This is a genomic window from Stenotrophomonas sp. AC248 (assembly GCF_979258185.1).
In genome coordinates this window covers 3,862,771-3,884,222 of sequence record NZ_OZ409840.1, presented here as the reverse complement: position 1 = coordinate 3,884,222, position 21,452 = coordinate 3,862,771, and the positions used below count along the sequence as shown (strand labels likewise).

At 66.4% G+C, this 21,452-nt stretch carries 20 protein-coding genes and 1 pseudogene; 16 read left to right on the top strand and 5 right to left on the bottom strand.

Going from position 1 to position 21,452, the window contains the following annotated elements; genetic code table 11:
• Window positions 1-293: 293 nt before the first annotated feature.
• From glpK to ACZ0AE_RS17455, 3 genes are all read right to left on the bottom strand, one after another.
• Entirely contained in the window at window positions 294-1,793 is a 1,500-nt protein-coding gene (glpK, locus tag ACZ0AE_RS17465; protein WP_463601724.1) for a glycerol kinase GlpK, read from the bottom strand.
• A gap of 65 nt (window positions 1,794-1,858) precedes the next feature.
• On the bottom strand, window positions 1,859-3,373 hold the full coding sequence (gene glpD / locus ACZ0AE_RS17460; RefSeq protein ID WP_463601723.1) for a glycerol-3-phosphate dehydrogenase: 1,515 nt from the start codon (window positions 3,371-3,373) through the stop codon (window positions 1,859-1,861).
• A gap of 136 nt (window positions 3,374-3,509) precedes the next feature.
• Entirely contained in the window at window positions 3,510-4,148 is a 639-nt protein-coding gene (locus tag ACZ0AE_RS17455) for an OmpW/AlkL family protein (RefSeq protein ID WP_038686081.1), read from the bottom strand.
• 194 nt (window positions 4,149-4,342) lie between these two features.
• Here ACZ0AE_RS17455 and ACZ0AE_RS17450 point away from each other — a divergent pair, with 194 nt between their 5' ends.
• The 4 genes from ACZ0AE_RS17450 (at window position 4,343) to lpdA (ending at window position 8,992) form a co-directional block, all read left to right on the top strand.
• The gene (locus ACZ0AE_RS17450) at window positions 4,343-4,864 is read left to right on the top strand and encodes a DNA-deoxyinosine glycosylase (RefSeq protein ID WP_463601722.1); all 522 of its coding nucleotides are present in this window, start codon (window positions 4,343-4,345) and stop codon (window positions 4,862-4,864) included.
• Between the two features lie 200 nt (window positions 4,865-5,064).
• Window positions 5,065-6,468 (top strand): dihydrolipoyllysine-residue acetyltransferase, encoded by a 1,404-nt coding sequence (aceF, locus tag ACZ0AE_RS17445; protein ID WP_463601721.1) that lies wholly within the window; start codon window positions 5,065-5,067, stop codon window positions 6,466-6,468.
• Between the two features lie 35 nt (window positions 6,469-6,503).
• Window positions 6,504-7,160, top strand: coding sequence for a hypothetical protein (locus ACZ0AE_RS17440; RefSeq protein ID WP_051598720.1), 657 nt, complete (start codon window positions 6,504-6,506; stop codon window positions 7,158-7,160).
• Between the two features lie 17 nt (window positions 7,161-7,177).
• A complete protein-coding gene (gene lpdA / locus ACZ0AE_RS17435) occupies window positions 7,178-8,992 on the top strand; it encodes a dihydrolipoyl dehydrogenase (protein WP_448134464.1) in 1,815 nt (604 codons plus the stop codon).
• A gap of 713 nt (window positions 8,993-9,705) precedes the next feature.
• On the opposite strand, the gene ACZ0AE_RS17430 is transcribed toward lpdA, so the two are convergent.
• Window positions 9,706-10,515: a hypothetical protein gene (locus ACZ0AE_RS17430; protein WP_425598308.1), complete on the bottom strand. Its 810-nt coding sequence runs from the start codon at window positions 10,513-10,515 to the stop codon at window positions 9,706-9,708.
• 553 nt (window positions 10,516-11,068) lie between these two features.
• On the opposite strand from ACZ0AE_RS17430, the gene ACZ0AE_RS17425 reads away from it, so the two are divergent.
• The 11 genes from ACZ0AE_RS17425 to ACZ0AE_RS17375 all read left to right on the top strand — a co-directional run bounded on the left by ACZ0AE_RS17425 (window position 11,069) and on the right by ACZ0AE_RS17375 (window position 19,498).
• Window positions 11,069-11,437, top strand: coding sequence for a hypothetical protein (locus ACZ0AE_RS17425; RefSeq protein WP_181394075.1), 369 nt, complete (start codon window positions 11,069-11,071; stop codon window positions 11,435-11,437).
• Window positions 11,438-11,468: 31 nt separating this feature from the next.
• Complete coding sequence (gene atpB / locus ACZ0AE_RS17420; protein ID WP_038686091.1) at window positions 11,469-12,263, top strand: F0F1 ATP synthase subunit A; 795 nt, start codon at window positions 11,469-11,471, stop codon at window positions 12,261-12,263.
• Between the two features lie 67 nt (window positions 12,264-12,330).
• Window positions 12,331-12,633 carry a F0F1 ATP synthase subunit C gene (gene atpE, locus ACZ0AE_RS17415; protein ID WP_038686092.1) on the top strand — a complete coding sequence of 101 codons (303 nt, stop codon included), beginning with the start codon at window positions 12,331-12,333 and terminating at the stop codon, window positions 12,631-12,633.
• A 112-nt stretch (window positions 12,634-12,745) separates the two neighbouring features.
• Window positions 12,746-13,216 carry a F0F1 ATP synthase subunit B gene (locus tag ACZ0AE_RS17410; RefSeq protein WP_038686094.1) on the top strand — a complete coding sequence of 157 codons (471 nt, stop codon included), beginning with the start codon at window positions 12,746-12,748 and terminating at the stop codon, window positions 13,214-13,216.
• 3 nt (window positions 13,217-13,219) lie between these two features.
• The gene (locus ACZ0AE_RS17405) at window positions 13,220-13,747 is read left to right on the top strand and encodes a F0F1 ATP synthase subunit delta (RefSeq protein ID WP_128097914.1); all 528 of its coding nucleotides are present in this window, start codon (window positions 13,220-13,222) and stop codon (window positions 13,745-13,747) included.
• 44 nt (window positions 13,748-13,791) lie between these two features.
• Window positions 13,792-15,339 carry a F0F1 ATP synthase subunit alpha gene (gene atpA, locus ACZ0AE_RS17400; RefSeq protein ID WP_038686097.1) on the top strand — a complete coding sequence of 516 codons (1,548 nt, stop codon included), beginning with the start codon at window positions 13,792-13,794 and terminating at the stop codon, window positions 15,337-15,339.
• A gap of 82 nt (window positions 15,340-15,421) precedes the next feature.
• Window positions 15,422-16,285, top strand: a complete 864-nt coding sequence (gene atpG, locus ACZ0AE_RS17395) for a F0F1 ATP synthase subunit gamma (RefSeq protein ID WP_038686099.1) — start codon at window positions 15,422-15,424, stop codon at window positions 16,283-16,285.
• A 37-nt stretch (window positions 16,286-16,322) separates the two neighbouring features.
• On the top strand, window positions 16,323-17,729 hold the full coding sequence (gene atpD / locus ACZ0AE_RS17390) for a F0F1 ATP synthase subunit beta (RefSeq protein ID WP_447595797.1): 1,407 nt from the start codon (window positions 16,323-16,325) through the stop codon (window positions 17,727-17,729).
• 112 nt (window positions 17,730-17,841) lie between these two features.
• Window positions 17,842-18,264 (top strand): F0F1 ATP synthase subunit epsilon, encoded by a 423-nt coding sequence (locus ACZ0AE_RS17385; protein WP_038686101.1) that lies wholly within the window; start codon window positions 17,842-17,844, stop codon window positions 18,262-18,264.
• A gap of 154 nt (window positions 18,265-18,418) precedes the next feature.
• Window positions 18,419-19,039: a gamma subclass chorismate mutase AroQ gene (aroQ, locus tag ACZ0AE_RS17380; RefSeq protein WP_463601720.1), complete on the top strand. Its 621-nt coding sequence runs from the start codon at window positions 18,419-18,421 to the stop codon at window positions 19,037-19,039.
• A 99-nt stretch (window positions 19,040-19,138) separates the two neighbouring features.
• Window positions 19,139-19,498, top strand: a complete 360-nt coding sequence (locus ACZ0AE_RS17375; RefSeq protein WP_447595795.1) for a hypothetical protein — start codon at window positions 19,139-19,141, stop codon at window positions 19,496-19,498.
• 50 nt (window positions 19,499-19,548) lie between these two features.
• Here ACZ0AE_RS17375 and ACZ0AE_RS17370 read toward each other — a convergent pair whose 3' ends face one another.
• Window positions 19,549-19,932 carry a GtrA family protein gene (locus ACZ0AE_RS17370; protein ID WP_463601719.1) on the bottom strand — a complete coding sequence of 128 codons (384 nt, stop codon included), beginning with the start codon at window positions 19,930-19,932 and terminating at the stop codon, window positions 19,549-19,551.
• Window positions 19,933-20,018: 86 nt separating this feature from the next.
• On the opposite strand from ACZ0AE_RS17370, the pseudogene glmU reads away from it, so the two are divergent.
• Window positions 20,019-21,384: pseudogene (gene glmU, locus ACZ0AE_RS17365) on the top strand (bifunctional UDP-N-acetylglucosamine diphosphorylase/glucosamine-1-phosphate N-acetyltransferase GlmU).
• Window positions 21,385-21,452 lie beyond the last annotated feature (68 nt).

The window sequence follows — 21,452 nt, the reverse complement described above, 5'->3', positions numbered from 1 at the left end:
CGACCCATGGTCGGACACCCCGCCAAAAAAAGGTTCTTCCGGGGCTGTCGCGAGCGTGTGGGCCCCGTCGCGGCCGGTAGGCCCCTGGTGCAAATGTCCCCCGGCCGCGGGGCGGCCTCCTCCTTTATTTTGCCCAGGAGCCAACCGGCCGCGACGGGGCTCGGCGTGCGGTATGGGCGGAAGGCAAGGCTTTTTCCTGTAGTCGTTGGGCCCAGCGCCCGACCCAACGACACCCGCGCCTGCAAAGGGCCCGCGGTTCTGCTGGCCCCGCAGACGGGCGAAGACCCAAAAACTTACCCCACCCGGAACCCCATCGTGGCCTGTACCGCCTGCTGCCAGCCGGCGTACAGCGCCTCGCGCTGGTCCACCGCCATCTGCGGCATGAAGCGCCGGTCCACCGCCCACTGCGCGGCGATCTCGTCCCGGCTGCCCCAGAACCCCGTGGCGAGCCCGGCCAGGTAGGCCGCGCCCAGGGCAGTGGTTTCAGCCACCTGCGGGCGCACCACCGGCACGCCCAGGATGTCGCTCTGGAACTGCGCCATGAAGTCGTTGCCGATCGCACCGCCATCGGCGCGCAACTCCTTCAGTTCGATCCCGGCGTCGGCCTGCATCGCGGCCAGCACGTCGCGGGTCTGGTAGGCCATCGACTCCACGGCGGCACGGATGAAGTGCTCCTTGCGCGTCCCGCGGGTGATGCCGAACATCGCCCCGCGCACGTCGCTGCGCCAGTACGGCGCGCCCAACCCCACAAAGGCCGGCACCAGGTACACCCCGCCGGTGTCGGGCACGCGTTCGGCATAGGCCTGGCAGTCGCTGGACCTGCCGAACATGCGCAACCCGTCGCGCAGCCACTGCACCACCGAACCGGCGACGAAGATCGAACCCTCCAGCGCGTACTCGACCTTGCCGTCGATGCCCCAGGCCAGCGTGGTCAACAAGCCGTTGCGCGATACCACCGCCTTGTCGCCGGTGTTCATCAGCATGAAACAGCCGGTGCCGTAGGTGTTCTTGGCCATGCCGGGCTCGAAGCAGGCCTGCCCGAACAGCGCGGCCTGCTGGTCGCCGGCGATCCCGGCGATGGGAATCTGCTGGTCGAAGAAGAACTGCGCCTGGGTGGTGGCATACACCTCGCTGGAGCTGCGCACCGGCGGCAGCATCGCGCGCGGGATGTTGAACACCTGCAGCAGCTGGTCGTCCCACGCCAGGGTATGGATGTTGAACAGCAAGGTGCGCGCGGCATTGCTGTAGTCGGTCACGTGCGTGGTGCCACCGCTCAGGTTCCACACCAGCCAGCTGTCGATGGTGCCGAACAGCAGCTCGCCGCGCTCGGCGCGGGCCTGGGCGCCGTCCACGTGGTCCAGGATCCAGCGGATCTTGGTGGCCGAGAAATACGCATCGATCAGCAGCCCGGTGCGCTCACGCACCAGCGGCTCATGGCCGTCGGCCTGGAGCCGCTCGCAGATCGCATGGCTCTGCCGTGATTGCCACACGATGGCGTTGTGGATCGGCTGGCCGGTGGCCTTGTCCCACACCACCGTGGTTTCGCGCTGGTTGGTGATGCCGATCGCGGCGATGCTGCGCGGGTCCACCTGCTCGCGGTTGAGCAGTTCGGTCAGCGTGGTGTAGACGCTGGTGAGGATCTCGCGCGGGTCATGTTCCACCCAGCCAGGCTGGGGAAACAGTTGGGTGAATTCGCGCTGCGCACTACCGACGCTGCGGCCGGCGCGGTCGAACAGGATCGCCCGCGAACTGGTGGTGCCCTGGTCGATCGCGAGCACGTACTGCTTGTCCATGCGTTGCTCCGTACAACGAATCAAGGGTGGCCCGGTCGGGGACGTGCCACGGCCAGCGCCCCAGCCTACGCCATCGCCGCCACCCGCTGCGCGACGTACTGGGCCAGTACGTCGCGTTGCGCCGCGTCCAGCCGCAGGCCCAGCTTGGTGCGACGCCACAGCAGGTCATCCAGCGTGCGCACCCATTCGTGCGCGATCAGGTAATCCACTTCGCGCGCGTACAGGTCCGCGCCGAAACCGGTGCCCAGCTGCACCGTGCTGGCCGCGTCGCCGAGCACGGCACTGGCGCGGCTGCCGTAGCGTCGGGCCAGCGTGGCCAGCAGCGACGGCGGCACGCCCGGGTACTGCTCCTGCAGGCGTGCCAGCACCACCGGCGCAGCACCGATGTCGCCGCCGGGCAGGGGCGCGCCGTCGGCGGTCCACGCCGGTTCGCCACGGCCCAGCGCCGCGCCGAGCTGGTCCACGGCCTCTTCGGCCAAGGTGCGGTAGGTGGTGAGCTTGCCGCCCAGCACGCTCAGCAGCGGGGCCTGGCTGGCATCCAGCTGCAGGCGGTAATCGCGGGTGACCTTGGCCGCGTCGTGGTGGTGGTCGGCCAGCAGCGGCCGCACCCCGCTGTACTGCCAGACCACGTCGGCCGGCTGCACCGGCGTGCGCAGCCAGCGGTTGGCCGCCGCGCACAGGTACGCCACCTCGCTGCTGGCGGCCTGCACCTGCGCCGGGTCGCCGTCATAGTCCACATCGGTGGTGCCGATCAGGGTGAAGTCCTGATCGAACGGCACCACGAACACGATGCGCTGGTCCGGCTGCTGCAGCAGGTAGGCGCTGTCGTGTGCAAACAGGCGGGGCACCACGATATGGCTGCCCTGCACCAGCCGCAGCCCGATCGGTGCGTCCATGCCGGCGCGCTCCAGCAGGTTGCCGGCCCAAGGCCCGGTCGCGTTGACCACGGCGCGGGCCCGCAGGCGCTGCACGCGGCCATCGGCGTGGCGCAACACCGCCCACCAGTGGTCACGGTGGCGGATCAGCTGTTCGCAGCGGGTGCGCACGTGGATCTGCGCGCCGCGTTCGTGTGCATCCAGTGCGTTGAGCACAACCAGCCGCGCATCATCCACGCGCGCATCGGAGTAGCTGAAGCCCGTGCGGAAGCCCGGTTGCAGCGCCGCACCGCGCGGGTCGCTGTGCAGGTCCAGCCGCCGCGAGCGCGGGAACGCGCTGCCGGCGTGGCCCAGGTGGTCGTACAGCCACAGCCCGGCGTGCAGCATCCAGCCCGGCCGCAGGTGCGCGGCATGCGGCAGCACGAAGCGGGTAGGGACCACCAGGTGCGGGGCCAAGCGCTGCAGCACGCTGCGCTCGCGCAGTGCCTTGCGTACCAGCCCGAACTCGCCGTACTGCAGGTAGCGCAGGCCGCCGTGGATCAGCTTGGTACTGGCGCTGGAGGTGTGTGAGGCCAGGTCGTCCTGTTCGCACAGGCACACCGACCAGCCGCGCCCGGCCGCGTCGCGGGCAATGCCGGCGCCGTTGATGCCGCCGCCCACCACCAGCACGTCGAGCAGGTCCTGTCCGGTTCCGGTATCGCCCATGCGCGCTCCCCGTTTCGCGTCAGGGCCAGTATTGCCGCGCGCGGGGCAAGACGGAATGAATGCCTGGCCGTGCGTCTGAAACAACAACGGGCCCGCGAGGGGCCCGTTGCGTTACTGCGTGTTGGCTGGCCGGTGCTTAGAAGCGGGCACCGATGCCGAAGCCGACGGTCCACGGATCCAGCTTGGCCTTGTCGCCGGTCTTGTCACCGTTGACGGTCAGTTCCGGGCGCGAATGCATGTAGCGGGCATCGGCACGGGCGAACCAGGTGCTGTTGATGTTCATGTCCACGCCCACGGTGCCGATGGCGCCCTTGGCGGTTTCCAGCCCGATGTGACCGACGTCGCTGGCCAGGTCTTCATTGCTGAAGTTGGACTCGTAGTAACCGACGCCCACGAACGGACGGAACACGTTGTCGGCCTGGCCGAAGTGGTACTGGCCGCTCAGCGCGATCGGCTGCTGCTCAACCGTGCCCAGGCGCGCACCGTTGGTGCCGCGCACGCGGTGGTCGAACTTGTCGGCTGCGCCCCACAGTTCCACGGCCCAGTTGTCGTTGATGTAGTAGCTGAAGCTGACCGTCGGCGCCGGGCCACCGTCTACCTTGCGCACGCCGTCGATGGGATCGTTCTTGGGCTGCAGCAGCGACACGCCGCCGACCACGGCAAAATGCTTGCCCGAGGCGGTGTCGTCAGTGGTGGTGGTGTCCTGCGCGAAAGCGGCCGGTGCAAAGGCCAGTGCGGTCAGGGTTGCCAGGGTCAGGGTACGGATGGAGCGCATGGGGGAATCTCCTCAGGTATTTTTTTGTTCTGGGCCCCGTTGCTTCCGGGGCGAGGCAAACGTAGTCCCCGCAACATGAATCGAATCCGACGCGCGTTAAATTTTAGTTTGTTCCGTTCAGCGAACAGCGGAAAATCCCTGCAATCGCGGGCAATTCGGCCGGCGAAGATGTTCATGCACCTGTTGGAGATGTGATGGAAGCAACCACGTGCATCGGCTTGCCCGCGCAGGTATCACCGCAGTGCCGCGTGCTGGTACTGGGCTCCATGCCCGGTGTGGCGTCGCTGCAGGCCGCGCAGTACTACGCACATCCGCGCAATCGGTTCTGGCCGTTGATGCAGTTGTTGTGCGGCGTGGAGGCAACGCATGCCTATCCCGCGCGCATGGCCGCACTCAACGCGGCCGGCGTGGGCCTGTGGGATGTCATCGGGCGCTGCGAGCGACGTGGCAGCCTGGATGCGTCGATCGTGCGCGGCAGTGAAGTTCCCAACGCGCTGCCTGCACTGATTGCCGGGTTGCCCCGGCTGCAGGCCATCGCCTGCAACGGCGGCACTGCCCACCAGCTGTTCATGGCCCGCATTGCACCGGCGCTGCCGGTCACCGATGGCGCGCCGGTGGTCTGGTCGCTGCCGTCCACCAGCCCGGCCAATGCGGCCTGGCCGCTGCCCCGGCTGCAGGCGGCATGGCAGCCGCTGGCGGACGCGTTGCAGGGCTGAGGGCATGGCCCAGGCCGGACAATACGGTACCGACTGGAAAATACTGCTTCGTGCTGTACCAAGCACAAGCCCGCCAAGGCAGGCCACTGCAACAGCTTGTCCCGGGACAGGGGCAGCAAAAAATCGCCCAGCCGGTTGGCGCTGCCGCCTCCTGCCCTACAATAGGCGATTCCCTACACCAGATTGCCGGAGTTATCCCCATGGCCGAAATCAAGGAAGCACTTGTCCCCGATATCGGTGACTACAGCGACATCCCGGTAATCGAGGTGCTGGTCGCCGTTGGTGACACCGTCAAGAAGGACCAGGGCCTGGTCACGCTGGAATCGGACAAGGCCACGATGGAAGTGCCGTCCTCGGTGGCGGGCGTGGTCAAGGAGATCAAGGTCAAGATCGGCGACAACCTGTCCGAGGGCAAGGTCGTGGCGCTGATCGAAGTGGCCGAAGGCGAGGCCACGCCGGCCGCCGCCGCTGCCCCGGCTGCCGCCGCCAAGACCGAAGCCGCCGAGACTGCGACGAAGGTCGAGCCGGTTGCCGCCCCGGCGCAGCCGGACAAGCTGGCCGCCCGCGAGATCGAGCAGGCCGCCGCCAAGCCGACCCAGCCGGCCCCGGCCGCTGCGACCCCGTCGGCCGGCGCGCCGACCAGCCCGCCGGTGCAGTTCAACGCCGACAGCGTGCTGCCGCAGAAGGTGCCCTATGCCTCCCCCGCGGTGCGCGTGTTCGCTCGCGAACTGGGCGTGGACCTGAACCAGCTGAGCGGCACCGAGAAGGGTGGCCGCATCACCAAGGGCGACGTGCAGAAGTTCGTCAAGTCCGCGCTGACCGGCGGCGTCGCTGCCAGCGGCGGCACCGCGGCCGCCGGTGGTGGCCTGAACCTGCTGCCGTGGCCGAAGGTGGACTTCAGCAAGTTCGGTGAGGTCGAGGTCCAGCCGCTGTCGCGGATCAAGAAGATCTCCGGCGCCAACCTGGCGCGCAACTGGGCCATGATCCCGCACGTCACCCAGTTCGAGCAGGCCGACATCACCGAGCTGGAGGCCCTGCGCGTGGCCCTGAACAAGGAAAACGAGAAGGCCGGCATCAAGCTGACCATGCTCGCCTTCCTGGTCAAGGCCAGTGCTGCGGCGCTGAAGAAGTTCCCCGAGTTCAACGCCTCGCTGGATGCCAGCGGCGAGAACCTGACCCTGAAGAAGTACTTCAACATCGGCTTCGCCGCCGATACGCCGAGCGGCCTGGTCGTGCCGGTGATCCGCGATGTCGACAAGAAGGGCGTGGTGCAGATCGCGCAGGAATCGGGCGAGCTGGCCAAGAAGGCGCGCGACGGCAAGCTGGGCCCGGCCGACATGAGCGGTGGCTGCTTCTCGATCAGCTCGCTGGGCGGGATCGGTGGCACCGCGTTCACCCCCATCGTCAATGCACCGGAAGTGGCCATCCTGGGCGTGTCCAAGTCGTCGATCCAGCCGGTCTGGAACGGCAAGGAATTCGCCCCGAAGCTGATGCTGCCGCTGTCGCTGAGCTACGACCACCGCGTCATCGACGGTGCGCTGGCCGCCCGCTTCACCACCTACCTGTCGCAGGTGCTGGCCGACATGCGGCGCGTGCTGCTGTGAGGCAAGGCCTGGCGTTGCAGCCGGGCAGGGCCGCCATGAAGCCGGGCAGAGCCCGGCTCTACGTGGCTTTGGTGCTGGGCATGGTGCCGGCGGCGCAGGCGCTCGCGGCGGACTGCAGCTCCGGCCTCGGCCGCGGCTGGCCGCCGGCGGTGGGCAACTACGGCCAGGCCGTGGAAACCCTGTTCGAAGGCAAGGCACAGCCGGCGCTGTCGCTGGTGACCCTGCCCAAGAGCGGGGTTGAAACCGGCGTGGCACTGCTGCCGGGCACCCAGGAACAGGAATGGACGCTGCGTTACAGCCGCGCCGACAAGCGGGTCTACAGCTGGAACAACAGCGCCCGCCAGGGCGGTCTTGAACTGCGCGTGGACCAGGAGCCGGACCAGTACCAGGTCAGCATCCCGGCCGCGCTGGCACAGCGTCTGGTGCGCAGCTGGCAGGCCGCGCTGGACGCGGCGGTGCCGGCCGACCGCAAGGCGGCGGTGCTGGATGGCGAGGTGCTGTCCTTCCAGGTGGGCGGGCAGCGCTTCAGCGGCCCGCGCCCGGAATGCGGTACCGGCAAGCTGATGATGAAACAGGTGGCGCTGCTGATCGAAGCCAGCGACACCAAGGAAAAGAAGCTCGACCGTCGCTGGAAAGATCTGGACGAGTCGCTCGACGAACTGCAGCAACTGCTCGCCGGCACCGCCGGCTGAGTACCAGGAGAACAACAATGGCCGCAATTGAAATCAAGGTTCCCGACATCGGCGATTACAGCGGTGTGCCGGTGATCGAACTGCTGGTTGCCGTGGGCGACACGGTGAAGAAGGACCAGGGTCTGGTCACGCTGGAGTCGGACAAGGCAACGCTGGAAGTGCCGTCGTCGGCCGCCGGCGTGGTCAAGGAAATCAAGGTCAAGCTCGGCGACAACCTGTCCGAGGGCGACGTGGTGCTGCTGCTTGAAGCCGAAGGCGAGGCCGCCGCACCGGCTGCGCCGGCCAAGGCCGACGCACCCAAGGCGGAGGCCGCACCGGCCAGCAAGCCGCCGGTGACCCCGTCGCACCGCGCCCCGGCCGAACCGGCCGCGCCGCAGCCGGCGCTGTCGTCGGGCAAGCCGGCCGACATCGAATGCAAGATGGTGGTGCTGGGCGCCGGCCCGGGCGGTTACACCGCCGCGTTCCGCTCGGCCGACCTGGGCGTGGACACGGTGTTGATCGAGCGGTACGCCAGCCTCGGCGGCGTCTGCCTCAACGTGGGCTGCATTCCGTCCAAGGCGCTGCTGCATGCCGCCGCGGTGATTGATGAAGTCGCCCACGCCGGTGATTTCGGCGTCGAGTTCGGCGCGCCCACGATCACCCTGGACAAGCTGCGCGGCTACAAGGAAAAGGTGGTCACCCAGCTGACCAAGGGCCTGGCCGGCATGGCCAAGCAGCGCAAGGTGCGCACGGTGCAGGGCCTGGCCACGTTCGTGTCGGCCAACGAGCTGGAGATCGTCGGCGACGACGGCAAGACCCAGCTGCTGCGTTTCGAGCAGTGCATCATCGCCGCCGGTTCGCAGGCGGTGAAGCTGCCGAACTTCCCGTGGGACGACAAGCGCGTGATGGATTCCACCGATGCATTGGAGCTGGCCGAGGTGCCGGGTTCGTTGCTGGTGGTGGGCGGCGGCATCATCGGCCTGGAAATGGCGACGGTGTATGCGGCCCTGGGCAGCAAGGTGACGGTGGTGGAGTTCATGGACCAGCTGATGCCGGGCGCCGACAAGGACCTGGTGAAGCCGCTGGCCGACCGTCTGAAGAAGCAGGGCGTGGAGGTTCACCTGAAGACCAAGGCGTCGGGCGTGAGCGCCGATGCCAAGGGCATCACGGTGACCTTCGAGGCCGCCACCGAAGGCGAGACGCCCGCGCTGGCGCAGGGCACCTTCGACCGCGTGCTGGTGGCCGTGGGCCGCTCGCCGAACGGCAAGAAGATCGGGGCCGAGAAGGCCGGCGTGCAGGTCACCGAGCGTGGCTTCATTCCGGTGGACCGCCAGATGCGCACCAACGTGCCGCATATCTTCGCCATCGGCGACATCGTGGGTAACCCGATGCTGGCGCACAAGGCTACGCACGAGGGCAAGCTGGCCGCGGAAGTGGCCTCGGGCGAGAAGAAGGAGTGGGTGGCGCGGGTGATTCCGTCGGTGGCCTACACCAATCCGGAAATCGCCTGGGTGGGCGTGACCGAGACCGAGGCGAAGGCCAAGGGTCTGAAGGTGGGCGTGGCGAAGTTCCCGTGGGCGGCCAGTGGCCGTGCGATCGGTATCGGTCGTACCGAGGGCTTCACCAAGCTGATCTTCGATGAGGAGACGCACCGCATCATCGGTGGCGCGATCGTGGGCGTGCACGCCGGCGACCTGCTGGCCGAGATCGGGCTGGCGATCGAGATGGGCGCGGAGGCCGAGGACATCGGTCACACCATCCACGCGCACCCGACGCTGAGCGAATCGGTGGCGATGGCCGCGGAAATCTACGACGGCACGATCACCGATCTGTACATGCCCAAGAAGCGGTAAATCACGTCCGTTGGTCGCGACACCGGTTCAACAAAAACCCCGGCAAACGCCGGGGTTTTTCGTTGCTGCGTGGCGCGGGGCGGGGCTGTGTCTTTGCCTGCTTTGGTCGCGACCGGATGGGCCCCTTCGTGACCGGCAGGCCTTTCTGCAAATGCCCCCCGGCGCCGGCCTGCGGCCGTCACCTCCTCCTTTATTTTGCGAAAGACCTGCCGAAGAAGCGGTAGGTCACGACCGTTGGTCGTGACACCGGTTCAACAAAAACCCTGGCAAACGCCGGGGTTTTTCGTTGCTACGTGGCGCGGGGCGGTGCTGTGTCTTTGCCTGCTCTGGTCGCGACCGGATGGGCCCCTTCGTGGCCGGCAGGCCTTTCTGCAAATGTCCCCCGGCGCCGGCCTGCGGCCGTCACCTCCTCCTTTATTTTGCGAAAGACCTGCCGGCCACGAAGGGGCTCGCCCTGTTGAAAGAAACAGCGTCGCCTCTGCGCTCCTGCCTTTTCAGCAGCCGGGACGCTCGCCACGCGGGCGGGGATGCCCTTGCATGCGAAATAAAGGAGGCGGTGACGGCCGCAGGCCGGCGCCGGGGGACATTCGCATGCAAGGGCATCCCCGCCCAGCGCTCGACGCGCCTCGCCGTTGCCTGCTGACGTCGACACAAACAAAAACGCGACAACAGGTTGCCCTGTTGCCGCGCTCGGAGAGAGGTGCTGCGGTTGCTTAGAAGGTGAGGCTGATGCCGGCCACCGGACCCTTGAATTCCTGCTTCAGGCCGATGGTGCCGTCGCTGCCCTTCTGGTCCACGTCCAGCTTGAACCAGTCGTAGCCGGCGAACACGCCGAAGTTCTTGGTCAGGCGGTAATCCACGATCGCATTGGCGCGGGTCAGGTCGCCCTTGTAGTCGTCGAAGTTGCCCCAGCTCGTGTTGAGGTACTGGCCCTGCAGCGTGATCAGCCACTTTTCCGACGGCGTGAAGCTCATGCGGGCGCCCACCACCGGGGCCACACCGTCGGCCTTCTCGTCGAGGAAGCGGCCCTGGTACAGGTCACCCACGTCGGCATAGGCCTTGGTGCTCACCTTGGCGTACTCGGCACCCAGCTGCAGGCCCAGGTCGAACTTCTCGGTGTCCACCACCGAGTAGTCGTACACCAGGCTGGCCACCTGATACTTCAGCTCGCCCTTGACGAAGCTGTCGGCCGGCACTGTCACGCCGCCGTAGGAAATGTCCTGGCCGAGCGTCTCGCGGCGGTCCTTGTCGTACTTGAAGTAGTTGAACAGCAGGCGCTGGCGGTCGCTGATGCGGAACATACCGTCGATGCGCGGCTCCCACTCCTTGCCACCCAGCTTGAAGTCCTCGGAGAAGCCCACGTCCTGGCCGGCAACGGTGGTGTTGCCACGGATCGTATTGTCCGAATCGATGTTCATCGCGCCCAGGCGCAGGGCAAAGCGATCATCACCTTCAGCGGCGCTGGCAGTGTTGGCGTGGGTCAGTGCCGCCATGGCCAGCGGCAGGGCGAGCAGGGGGAGCATCAGGCGCATCGGTGTGTGTCCTTGCAGTGATTCATTGATGTGGAATCACTTTGCCCAGCGCCGCGTCCACCATTCGTGAACGTATGGTGGACGCTGTGTGTACCGTTCATGCACCGGGGCGTGCCGTCGGTCACATCGGTGGCCGCAACGCGCCCTGGAGCCCGTTCAGGCAACCGCCGTGGCGCCGGATTCGGTCCCAACGCCCGGGCCAACGGCCGGAAAAAAGTGGCCCCGGAGAGAGTTCGGGGCCACTTTGGGGTGCCAGACCTGCCACAAGGGCGTCGACGAGGATCGAAATGAGCAGGTCGATTGATCTGACAGGAGGCTGCGACCAAAGTTCAATTGGTGCGTCGCAACAGGCGCAGAGCCAGTCAGGCCGGGATTAGCCCGCCGGTGGAACGCAAAATCTGTGGCGATGCAGCAACTTGCGGCTATCCGGGATGAACAGGGGGCGGTTGTCTCGCAAATTGTCCCGTTGCTATAATTTGGCGGCTCGACGGGGCGCTTGCTTGCGACCTCGGCCTTTCTACTCAAGATCTTGCAGGACATACGTGTGCTGAACTCCGTTGATTCGGGTCGGCGACTGATGCTGCGCGCAGCGGTTTACCCGCTGGCTGCAGTGGCTGTCCTGGCTCTGGCCTTCCTGCTGCTGGCAGGAACGATGTACGCCCTGGGGGCGCTGGCATCGGGTGTGGCGGTGTCGGCCGGTGGCTGGGTCGCGGCGCGCATGGCGTTGGGTGGCGGGGTGCAGGCGGCTGGATCGGCAATGACCCGCCTGATCCTGGCCGTGGTGGCAAAGTGGGTACTCGTTTTCGGTGTCCTGATGGTGGGGTTCCTGGTCTTCAAGCTGCCTGCATTGGCGCTGTTGGCCGGTATCGCCGTCGGGTTGATGTTCCAGGTCCTGGCTCTGGCCAGGCGCTGATCCCCTTTATTTAACTCAAGGTTCCGGACACATGGCAGGCGAGGCGCTGACACCCACCTCCTACATCCAACATCACCTGCACAACCTGACGTTCCATATGCAGGAAGGTGGTTTCTGGGCGATCCACGTCGACACCATGGTGACTTCGGTCCTGATGGGCCTGTTGATGGTGTTCGGCTTCTGGATGGCAACCCGCAAGGCCACCGCCGGCGTGCCGGGCAAGTGGCAGGCGTTCGTGGAGATCTGCCTGGAGTTCGTTGACCGCCAGGCCAAGGACACCTACCACGGCACCAGCAAGCTGGTGACCCCGATCGCCATCACGATCTTCTTCTGGATCCTCCTGATGAACCTCATCAAGATGATCCCGGCCGACTTCATCGCCCTGCCGCTGGAAGCCCTCGGCGTGCCGTACTGGAAGCCGGTCCCCACCGCCGACGTCAATGCCACCCTGGGCATGTCGATCAGCGTGTTCTTCCTGATGCTCTTCTTCGCGTTGCGTGCCAAGGGTATTGGTGGCTTCACCAAGGAATTCCTGACCGCACCGTTCGGCAAGTGGATGATGCCGTTCAACCTGATCCTCAACATCGTCGAGTGGCTCAGCAAGCCGATCTCGCTGGCGATGCGACTGTTCGGCAACATGTTCGGCGGCGAAATCGTCTTCCTGCTGATCTGGGTGCTGGGCAGCGCGGGTATCGCCGGCGCCATCGCAGGCGGTGCATTCGGCCTGGGCTGGATGCTGTTCCATCTGCTGGTGATTCCGCTGCAGGCCTTCATCTTCATGATGTTGTCCATCGTGTACCTGAGCCTGTCGGAAGACGCTCACTGAGTTTTCGCTTCACCCTTCATCCGTTTGTTTCTAAACCCTTAGCTATTCAAAGTTCCAGGAGAAAACCATGTACCTCGCCGTCCTGACCAACCTCGCCCAAGTCCAGAGCTCCACCGTCCTCGCCGTCGGCATCATGATCGGCCTGGCCGCGCTCGGTGCCGGTCTTGGTCTGGCCATCATGTCCGGTAAGTTCCTGGAATCGGCTGCCCGCCAGCCGGAACTGATTCCGGTCCTGCAGGTCCGCATGTTCATCACCGCCGGCCTGATCGACGCCGCGTTCATCATCTCGGTCGCCGTCGGCCTGCTGCTGGCCTTCGCCAACCCGACCATCGGCGAGTTCGTTGCCCGTCTGCCGGCCGTTGCAGGCTGATCCAGCGAAAGCGAAACGATCAGGCGCCGTGTGCGCCTGATCGCGGATGAAGGAAAGGCTGCGCCGCCTTGGGCGGCGCAACCACCCCATCACCCCAGATTGAGCGAACCCCATGGATATCGGTTTTACCCTCGTTGCCCAGGCACTGGCTTTCGCCGGTCTGATCTGGATCATCGCGACCAAGATCTGGCCGCCGTTGATGAACGCCATCGAAGAGCGCCAGCAGAAGATCGCTGAAGGCCTCGCCGCTGCTGACCGCAGCCAGAAGGATCTGGCCCAGGCGCAGGAAAAGGTCAACGAAGCACTGAAGGATGCACGCGGCAAGGCCAACGAGATCATCGACCAGGCCCACGCGCGCGCCAACCAGATCGTTGAAGCCGCCAAGAATGAAGCCATCGCCGAAGCGAACCGCCAGAAAGATCTGGCCCACGCTGAAATCGAGGCTGCCGCCAACCGTGCCCGTGAAGATCTGCGCAAGCAGGTATCCGCACTGGCCGTGAGCGGTGCCGAAAAGCTGCTCAAGCGCGAAATCGACGCCAACGCCCACAAGGCGCTGCTCGACGAGCTGGCATCGGAGATCTGATCGATGAGCCAGGCCCTCACGCTTGCACGCCCGTATGCCCGCGCCGCGTTCGCGACCGCGCGCGACGAAGGCACGTTCGCGCCGTGGTCGGACGCGCTTGCGTTCTCCGCCCATGTAGCCGCCGACCCACGCGTGGCGGCCTTGCTGTCGAATCCGGAACTGGACCGCGGCGATGCCGTCGCGTTGCTGGTGCCGGAATCGTCCAGCGAGACCTTCGGTCGCTTCCTGGCCATCCTGGCCGAAGCGCACCGTCTGCCGCTGCTGCCGGAAATCGCCGGCATGTACGACCAGCTGCGCGCCGACGCCGAACACGTGGTCAAGGCCACCGTGACCTCGGCCACGGAACTGTCCGCCGCTGAACTGGACGCCATCAAGGCCGCGCTGCGCAAGCGCTTCGGTCGTGAAGTGGACGTCTCGACCGCAGTCGATGCTTCGTTGATCGGCGGTGCCGTCATCGACGCCGGCGACGTGGTCATCGATGGCTCGCTCAAGGGCAAGCTGTCGCGCCTGCAGACCGCGCTCGCTAACTGAATTCATTTAACGTCCGGCGTGATCGCCGGCACTAGGACTTGACGATGGCAACCACGCTCAACCCCTCCGAAATCAGCGAACTGATCAAGAACCGCATCGAGAAGGTCAAGCTGGCCGCGGAATCGCGCAACGAAGGCACCGTGACCAGCGTGTCCGACGGCATCGTGCGCATCTTCGGTCTGGCCGACGTGATGCAGGGCGAAATGATCGAACTGCCGAACAACACCTTCGCCCTGGCCCTGAACCTGGAGCGCGACTCGGTCGGCGCCGTGGTCCTGGGTGGCTATGAGCACCTGCGCGAAGGCGACGTCGCCAAGACCACCGGTCGTATCCTGGAAGTGCCGGTGGGTCCGGAAATGCTCGGCCGCGTGGTCAACGCGCTGGGCGAGCCGATCGACGGCAAGGGCCCGATCGCTGCACAGGCCACCGCGCCGGTGGAGCGCGTTGCCCCGGGCGTGATCTGGCGCAAGTCGGTCGACCAGCCGGTGCAGACCGGTTACAAGTCGGTCGACTCCATGATTCCGATCGGCCGCGGCCAGCGCGAGCTGGTCATCGGTGACCGCCAGACCGGCAAGACCGCCCTGGCCATCGATGCGGTGATCAACCAGAAGAGCACCGGCATCAAGTGCGTGTACGTCGCGATCGGCCAGAAGGCCTCGACCGTGGCCAACATCGTGCGCAAGCTGGAAGAGAACGGCGCCCTGGCGCACACCGTGGTGGTGGCTGCCACCGCGTCCGAATCGGCCGCGATGCAGTACATCAGCGCCTACTCGGGCTGCACCATGGGTGAGTACTTCATGGACCGCGGCGAAGACGCGCTGATCGTGTACGACGATCTGTCCAAGCAGGCCGTGGCCTACCGCCAGATCTCGCTGCTGCTGAAGCGTCCGCCGGGCCGCGAAGCCTACCCGGGTGACGTGTTCTACCTGCACTCCCGCCTGCTCGAGCGCGCTGCCCGCGTGTCCGAAGAGTATGTGGAGAAGTTCACCAACGGCGCCGTCAAGGGCAAGACCGGCTCGCTCACCGCGCTGCCGATCATCGAAACCCAGGCCGGTGACGTCTCGGCGTTCGTGCCGACCAACGTGATCTCGATCACCGACGGCCAGATCTTCCTGGAAACCGATCTGTTCAACTCGGGCATCCGCCCGGCCGTGAACGCCGGTATCTCGGTGTCGCGCGTCGGTGGTGCGGCCCAGACCAAGATCATCAAGAAGCTGTCCGGCGGCATCCGTATCTCGCTGGCCCAGTACCGCGAGCTGGCTGCGTTCGCGCAGTTCGCCTCGGACCTGGACGAAGCCACCCGCAAGCAGCTTGAGCGCGGTCAGCGCGTCACCGAGCTGATGAAGCAGAAGCAGTACGCCCCGATGTCGATCGCCAACCAGGCGCTGACCATCTACGCCGTCAACGAGGGTTACCTCGACGACGTGCCGGTCAACAAGCTGCTGGCACTGGAGGAGGGCCTGCACGCCCACTTCGCCAACACCCAGGGCGAGCTGATCAGCAAAATCAACGCCACCGGCGGTTGGGACAACGACATCGAAGCGGCCTTCAAGAAGGGCATCGCCGAGTTCAAGACCACCGGCAGCTGGTAAGCCGCATGTGTGGCGGGGCCTGACGGCCTCGCTTCACCGTTGAATGGCAGCGGGGCAGAGCCCCGCTATACGGGAAGAAGAGATGGCAAGCGGACGCGAAATCAAAACCAAGATCAAGAGCGTGCAGAACACCCGCAAGGTGACGCGCGCGCTCGAAATGGTCTCGGCCTCCAAAATCCGCAAGGCGCAGGAGCGGATGAAGACGTCGCGTCCGTATGCGCAGGCGATGAAGCAGGTGATCGGTCACCTGGCCCAGGCCAGCACCGATTACCAGCATCCGTTCCTGGTCCAGCGTGACGAGGTCAAGCGGGTCGGTTACATCGTGATCTCCTCCGACCGCGGCCTGGCCGGCGGCCTGAACAACAACCTGTTCCGCAAGATGCTGGGCGAAGTCCGCCAGTACCAGGACAAGGGTGCCGAGATCGACGTGGTGACGGTGGGCCAGAAGGCCTCGACCTTCTTCCGCCGCATCAAGGTCAACATGGTCGGCAGCGTCACCCACATGGGCGACGTGCCGCACCTGGAACAGCTGATCGGCGTGATCAAGGTCATGCTCGATGCCTTCACCGAAGGCAAGGTCGACCGCGTGTACCTGGTCTACAACCGCTTCATCAACACGATGACGCAGAAGGCCAGCTTCGACCAGCTGCTGCCGTTGCCGGCCGCTGAGAAGCAGGTCGCGCACCACGACTGGGACTACCTGTACGAACCCGACGCCGCGACCGTGCTGGAGCACGTGATGACGCGTTACGTCGAGTCGCTGGTGTACCAGGCGGTTCTGGAAAACGTCGCGTCCGAGCATGCAGCCCGCATGGTCGCGATGAAGTCGGCAAGCGACAACGCGAACAAGCTGATCGGAACCCTGCAGCTGGTCTACAACAAGGCCCGCCAGGCAGCGATCACCCAGGAAATTTCCGAAATCGTCGGCGGCGCGGCAGCAGTCTGACGCGCACAGTCAAAGCACACATTAGAGGATTGCAGCAATGAGTCAGGGCAAGATCGTTCAGATCATCGGCGCCGTCGTCGACGTCGAATTCCCCCGCGAGTCGGTGCCGAAGGTGTACCACGCGCTGAAGGTGGACAACACCGAAATCACGCTGGAAGTGCAGCAGCAGCTGGGCGACGGCGTGGTCCGTTGCATCGCGCTGGGCTCCACCGACGGCCTGAAGCGCAACCTGGTGGCCACCAACACCGAACGCGCCATCTCGGTGCCGGTCGGTGCAGGCACCCTGGGCCGCATCATGGACGTGCTGGGTCGTCCGATCGACGAAGCCGGTCCGGTGACCGCCAGCGACACGTGGGAAATCCACCGTGAAGCCCCGTCGTACGAAGACCAGTCCCCGGCCACCGAGCTGCTGGAAACCGGCATCAAGGTCATCGACCTGATGTGCCCGTTCGCCAAGGGCGGCAAGGTCGGCCTGTTCGGCGGCGCCGGCGTCGGCAAGACCGTCAACATGATGGAACTGATCAACAACATCGCCAAGGCGCACAGCGGCCTGTCCGTGTTCGCCGGCGTGGGTGAGCGTACCCGTGAGGGCAACGACTTCTACCACGAGATGAAGGACTCCAACGTCCTGGACAAGGTCGCGATGGTGTACGGCCAGATGAACGAGCCGCCGGGCAACCGCCTGCGCGTCGCGCTGACCGGCCTGACCATGGCCGAGTACTTCCGCGACGAGAAGGACGAAAACGGCAAGGGCAAGGACGTGCTGCTGTTCGTCGACAACATCTACCGCTACACCCTGGCCGGTACCGAAGTGTCGGCACTGCTGGGCCGTATGCCGTCGGCAGTGGGCTACCAGCCGACCCTGGCCGAGGAAATGGGCGTCCTGCAGGAGCGCATCACCTCGACCAAGAATGGCTCGATCACCTCGATCCAGGCCGTGTACGTGCCCGCCGATGACTTGACCGATCCGTCGCCGGCCACCACCTTCGCCCACCTGGATTCGACCGTGACCCTGTCGCGTTCGATCGCCTCGCTGGGTATCTACCCGGCCGTGGATCCGCTGGATTCGACCAGCCGCCAGATGGACCCGCTGGTCATCGGCAACGAACACTACGACACCGCCCAGCGCGTCCAGCAGACCTTGCAGAAGTACAAGGAACTGAAGGACATCATCGCCATCCTGGGCATGGACGAACTGTCCGAAGAAGACAAGCAGGCCGTGACCCGCGCCCGCAAGATCGAGCGCTTCTTCAGCCAGCCGTTCCACGTGGCCGAAGTGTTCACCGGCTCGCCGGGCAAGTACGTGAGCCTGAAGGACACCATCCGTGGCTTCAAGGCCATCGTCGATGGCGAGTACGATCACCTGCCGGAGCAGGCGTTCTACATGGTCGGCAGCATCGAAGAAGCGGTCGAGAAGGCCAAGAAGATGGCCGAGAAGGCCTGATGCGGCGGGGACGGGCACACGCCCGTCCCGACCGTGACACGGGGTGGGCATCTGCCCACCGCTGCGGAATCCCTGCGGTGGGTCACACCCGCCCCCTAGCGAAGAGAGTTACATGAGCACCATCCGTTGCGACATCGTCAGCGCCGAGCAGGAAATCTTCCGTGGTGAAGCGACCCTGGTCGTGGCCACCGGCGAGCTGGGCGAGCTGGGCATTGCGCCCAAGCATGCCCCGCTGATCACCCGCCTGAAGCCGGGCAAGGTGGTAGTGACCACGCCGAACGGCGAGCAGCTCGACTTCGCCATTTCCGGCGGCATCCTCGAGGTGCAGCCGCAGGTGGTTACCGTGCTGGCCGACACCGCGATCCGTGCCCAGGACATCGACGAAGCGTCGGTGCGCAAGGCCAAGGAAGAAGCCGAACGCGTGCTGGCCAACCGTGGCGAAGCCATGGACGTCGCCGAAGCCCAGCAGAAGCTGGCCGAAGCGGTGGTCCAGCTGCAGGCGCTGGAGCGCCTGCGCAAGACGCTCAAGCACTAAGCAGCTCGCCTGCGGGTGTTCGACCGCGCCGGCCTTGTGCCGGCGTTGTCGTATCTGGGCCAGCGGGCGACCCGATGGCCCGGACTGTGATCGACACGGCATCGGCGCGCGGGCAGGGCGGGCAGAATCGGCGGCATCCTTTGCCCGAGTCCTGATGATGAATCCTGCACGCACCCCGCTGGTCATTGCGGTCCTTTGCAGCCTGCTGCTGTCTGCCCGCGTATCCGCGCTCGCGCCGTTGGACAGCCTGGGCGTCTGGGTACAACGGGTGGCGGCGCGCAACGCGATCGCCCACGACGTGGCGGCCTACAAGTTTGTGGCCGGACGCCCGATCGAAGACCCGCAGCGCGAGGCAGCCGTGCTCGCCGGAAAGCGCGACCGCGCGGTGCAGCTGGGACTGGACCCGGACGCGGTGGAGGCCGCCTACCGCCAGCTGATCGAGGCCAACAAGTTGCTGCAGCACGTCGATATCCAGCAGTTCCTGCTGGGCAGGACGCCCTCGCCGCCGCCGTCGCTGGACGCCATTCGCGAACGCATCGATACCCTCGATGAGCGCCTGCTCTCGCACTGGGCGCAGTTGGACGATGTGCGGGCTGCCCCGGACTGCCCCCGCCAGCTGGCGCGGGCCATCGCCCGGCAGGGCACGCCGGGCGCGCCGCTGGATGACGCTACGCGCATTGCCCTGGTGCGGGCCACGCTGGGCTTCTGCCCGCACGACGGGGTGCCAGCCGGGGGCGCAGCCGGTGCGGCGCAGAATGACGCCGCCGGGCATTGATGCTAGAAGTGCACCTGCCAGACATGCACCCGGACGTGCGCGGCCGGAGACTGTCATGCAGGCATTCGAAACCCCTGACCGTTCAATCAAGGAATGACCATGTTCAAGAACGCATTGATTCTCGCAGTGGCCCTCACCGGCCTGGTGGCGTGTGGCAAGAAGGACGACGCTGCCGCGCCGGCCACCCCGACCCCGGCGGCGGCTGCGCCGACCACCGCTGCCCCGGTTGCTGACGCCGGCATCGGCGCGGGCCTGCCGCAGGCCTGTGAGGCCTACCTGACCCGCGCCAAGGCCTGCTTCGACAAGTCCAACCCGCAGACGGCCGCCGCCTTCCAGCAGGGCGTGGACCAGGCCAAGGCCCAGTGGGCCACCATGCAGGACAAGACCGCGCTGGAGACGGGCTGCAAGCAGGCCAACGACCAGTTCGCCCAGGTGGTCAGCGCGCTGAAGTGCGAATAAGGTGACCCCGGCCGGGCACCGCACCGGTGCCCGGTTCCTGCGCCGGCCGCTCAGCGGTAGACGAAGCGCCGCAACAGCAGGAACGAGACGGCGGCCAGACCGCCTTCGACGACCGGTTTGGCCAGCCAGGCATAGGCCAGGCCAAGGTGGTGCGCGGTCGTGCTCACCAACAGCGTACTGACCACGGTCAACAGCAGCCACAGCGCCAGGAACCGTGCGAACCGCGCCCAACCGAGGCGGTGGTCGCCGTCGGCAGCGAACGTATAGCGGCCGTTGAGCCAGAACCCCAGCAGCATCCCGCACACCCGGCCCAGCACATTGGCCGGCACGGTCGGCACGCCCAGTGCGGTGGCACCGACGAAAACCGCCCAGTCCACCCCAAGCTGCACCAGGCCGATCAGGATGAAGTGGCTGCCTTGGCGGATCAGACTCACGGGACGGCGATACCGGTGCGGAAACGCAGCATGTTAACCGTCTGCGTTCTAGAATCGCAGCCACTACCGCCCACACACGCTGCCCCATGACCCAAGCCCTGCACGTCATCATCCTCGCCGCCGGCGCTGGCAAGCGCATGAAATCCGACCTGCCCAAGGTGCTGCAGCCGATTGCCGGCCGCCCGATGCTGGCCCACGTGATCGATGCCGCCCGCGACCTGCAGCCCGCCGCCATCCATGTCGTGTATGGCCACGGTGGCGATGCGGTGCGCGAGGCCTTCGCCAGCCAGACCGACCTGCTCTGGGCCGAACAGCGCGAACAGCTGGGCACCGGCCATGCGGTACAGCAGGCCATGCCGAACGTGCCCGACGCGGCCACGGTGCTGGTGCTGTACGGCGACGTGCCGATGATCCGTACCGATACCCTGCGCCACCTGCTGGCGCAGCCGGGCCGGCTGGCGGTGCTGGTGGCCGAAGTGGCGCAACCCCACCGGTTACGGCCGCATCGTGCGCAATGCCGAGGGCCGGGTCGCGGCAATCGTGGAGCAGAAGGACGCCACCGACGAGCAGCTGGCCATCCGCACCATCAACACCGGCATCATCACCGCCGAGTCCACGGCGCTGCGCACCTGGCTGTCGCAGCTGTCCAATGCCAACGCGCAGGGCGAGTACTACCTGACCGACGTGTTCGCCGCCGCCGCGCATGACTACACCCCGGCCGACATGGCGTTCGTCGAGGACGCGCAGGAAGCCGAGGGCGCCAACGACCCGTGGCAGCTGGCACAGCTGGAGCGCGCGTGGCAGCTGCGCGCGGTGCGGGCGCTGTGCACGCAGGGCGCACGGGTGCTGGACCCGGCGCGCCTGGACATCCGCGGCACGGTCAGCGTCGGGCGCGACGTGCAGATCGACGTCAACGTGATCCTGGAAGGTCGGGTCGAACTGGGCGACGGCGTCAGCATCGGGCCGTTCACCCGGCTCAAGGACGTGTCGCTGGCTGCGGGCACCGTGGTCAAGGCGCATTGCGACCTGGACGGCGTGGTCAGCGAAGGCGCGGCGGACATCGGGCCGTTCGCACGCCTGCGCCCGGGTACGGTGCTGGCCGCCGGCAGCCACGTGGGCAACTTCGTGGAAACCAAGAAGGTCACGCTGGGACCGGGCAGCAAGGCCAACCACCTCACCTACCTGGGCGATGCGGTGATCGGGGCCAAGGTCAACATCGGTGCGGGCACCATCACCTGCAACTACGACGGGGTGAACAAGTCGCAGACCACCATCGGCGACAACGCCTTCATCGGCTCCAACAGCGCGCTGGTGGCCCCGGTGGTGATCGGCGCAGGCGCCACCATTGCCGCCGGCTCGGTGATCACCCGCACCGCCCCCGACGGCAAGCTCACCCTGGCCCGCGCACGCCAGGAAACCATCGACGGCTGGAAGCGCCCCACCAAGCGCTGACACGCGCCATCGCGCACCCGGTAATGTCGGCCGCTGGCCGGCAACCAGGCGATCCGGGTAGTGCCGGC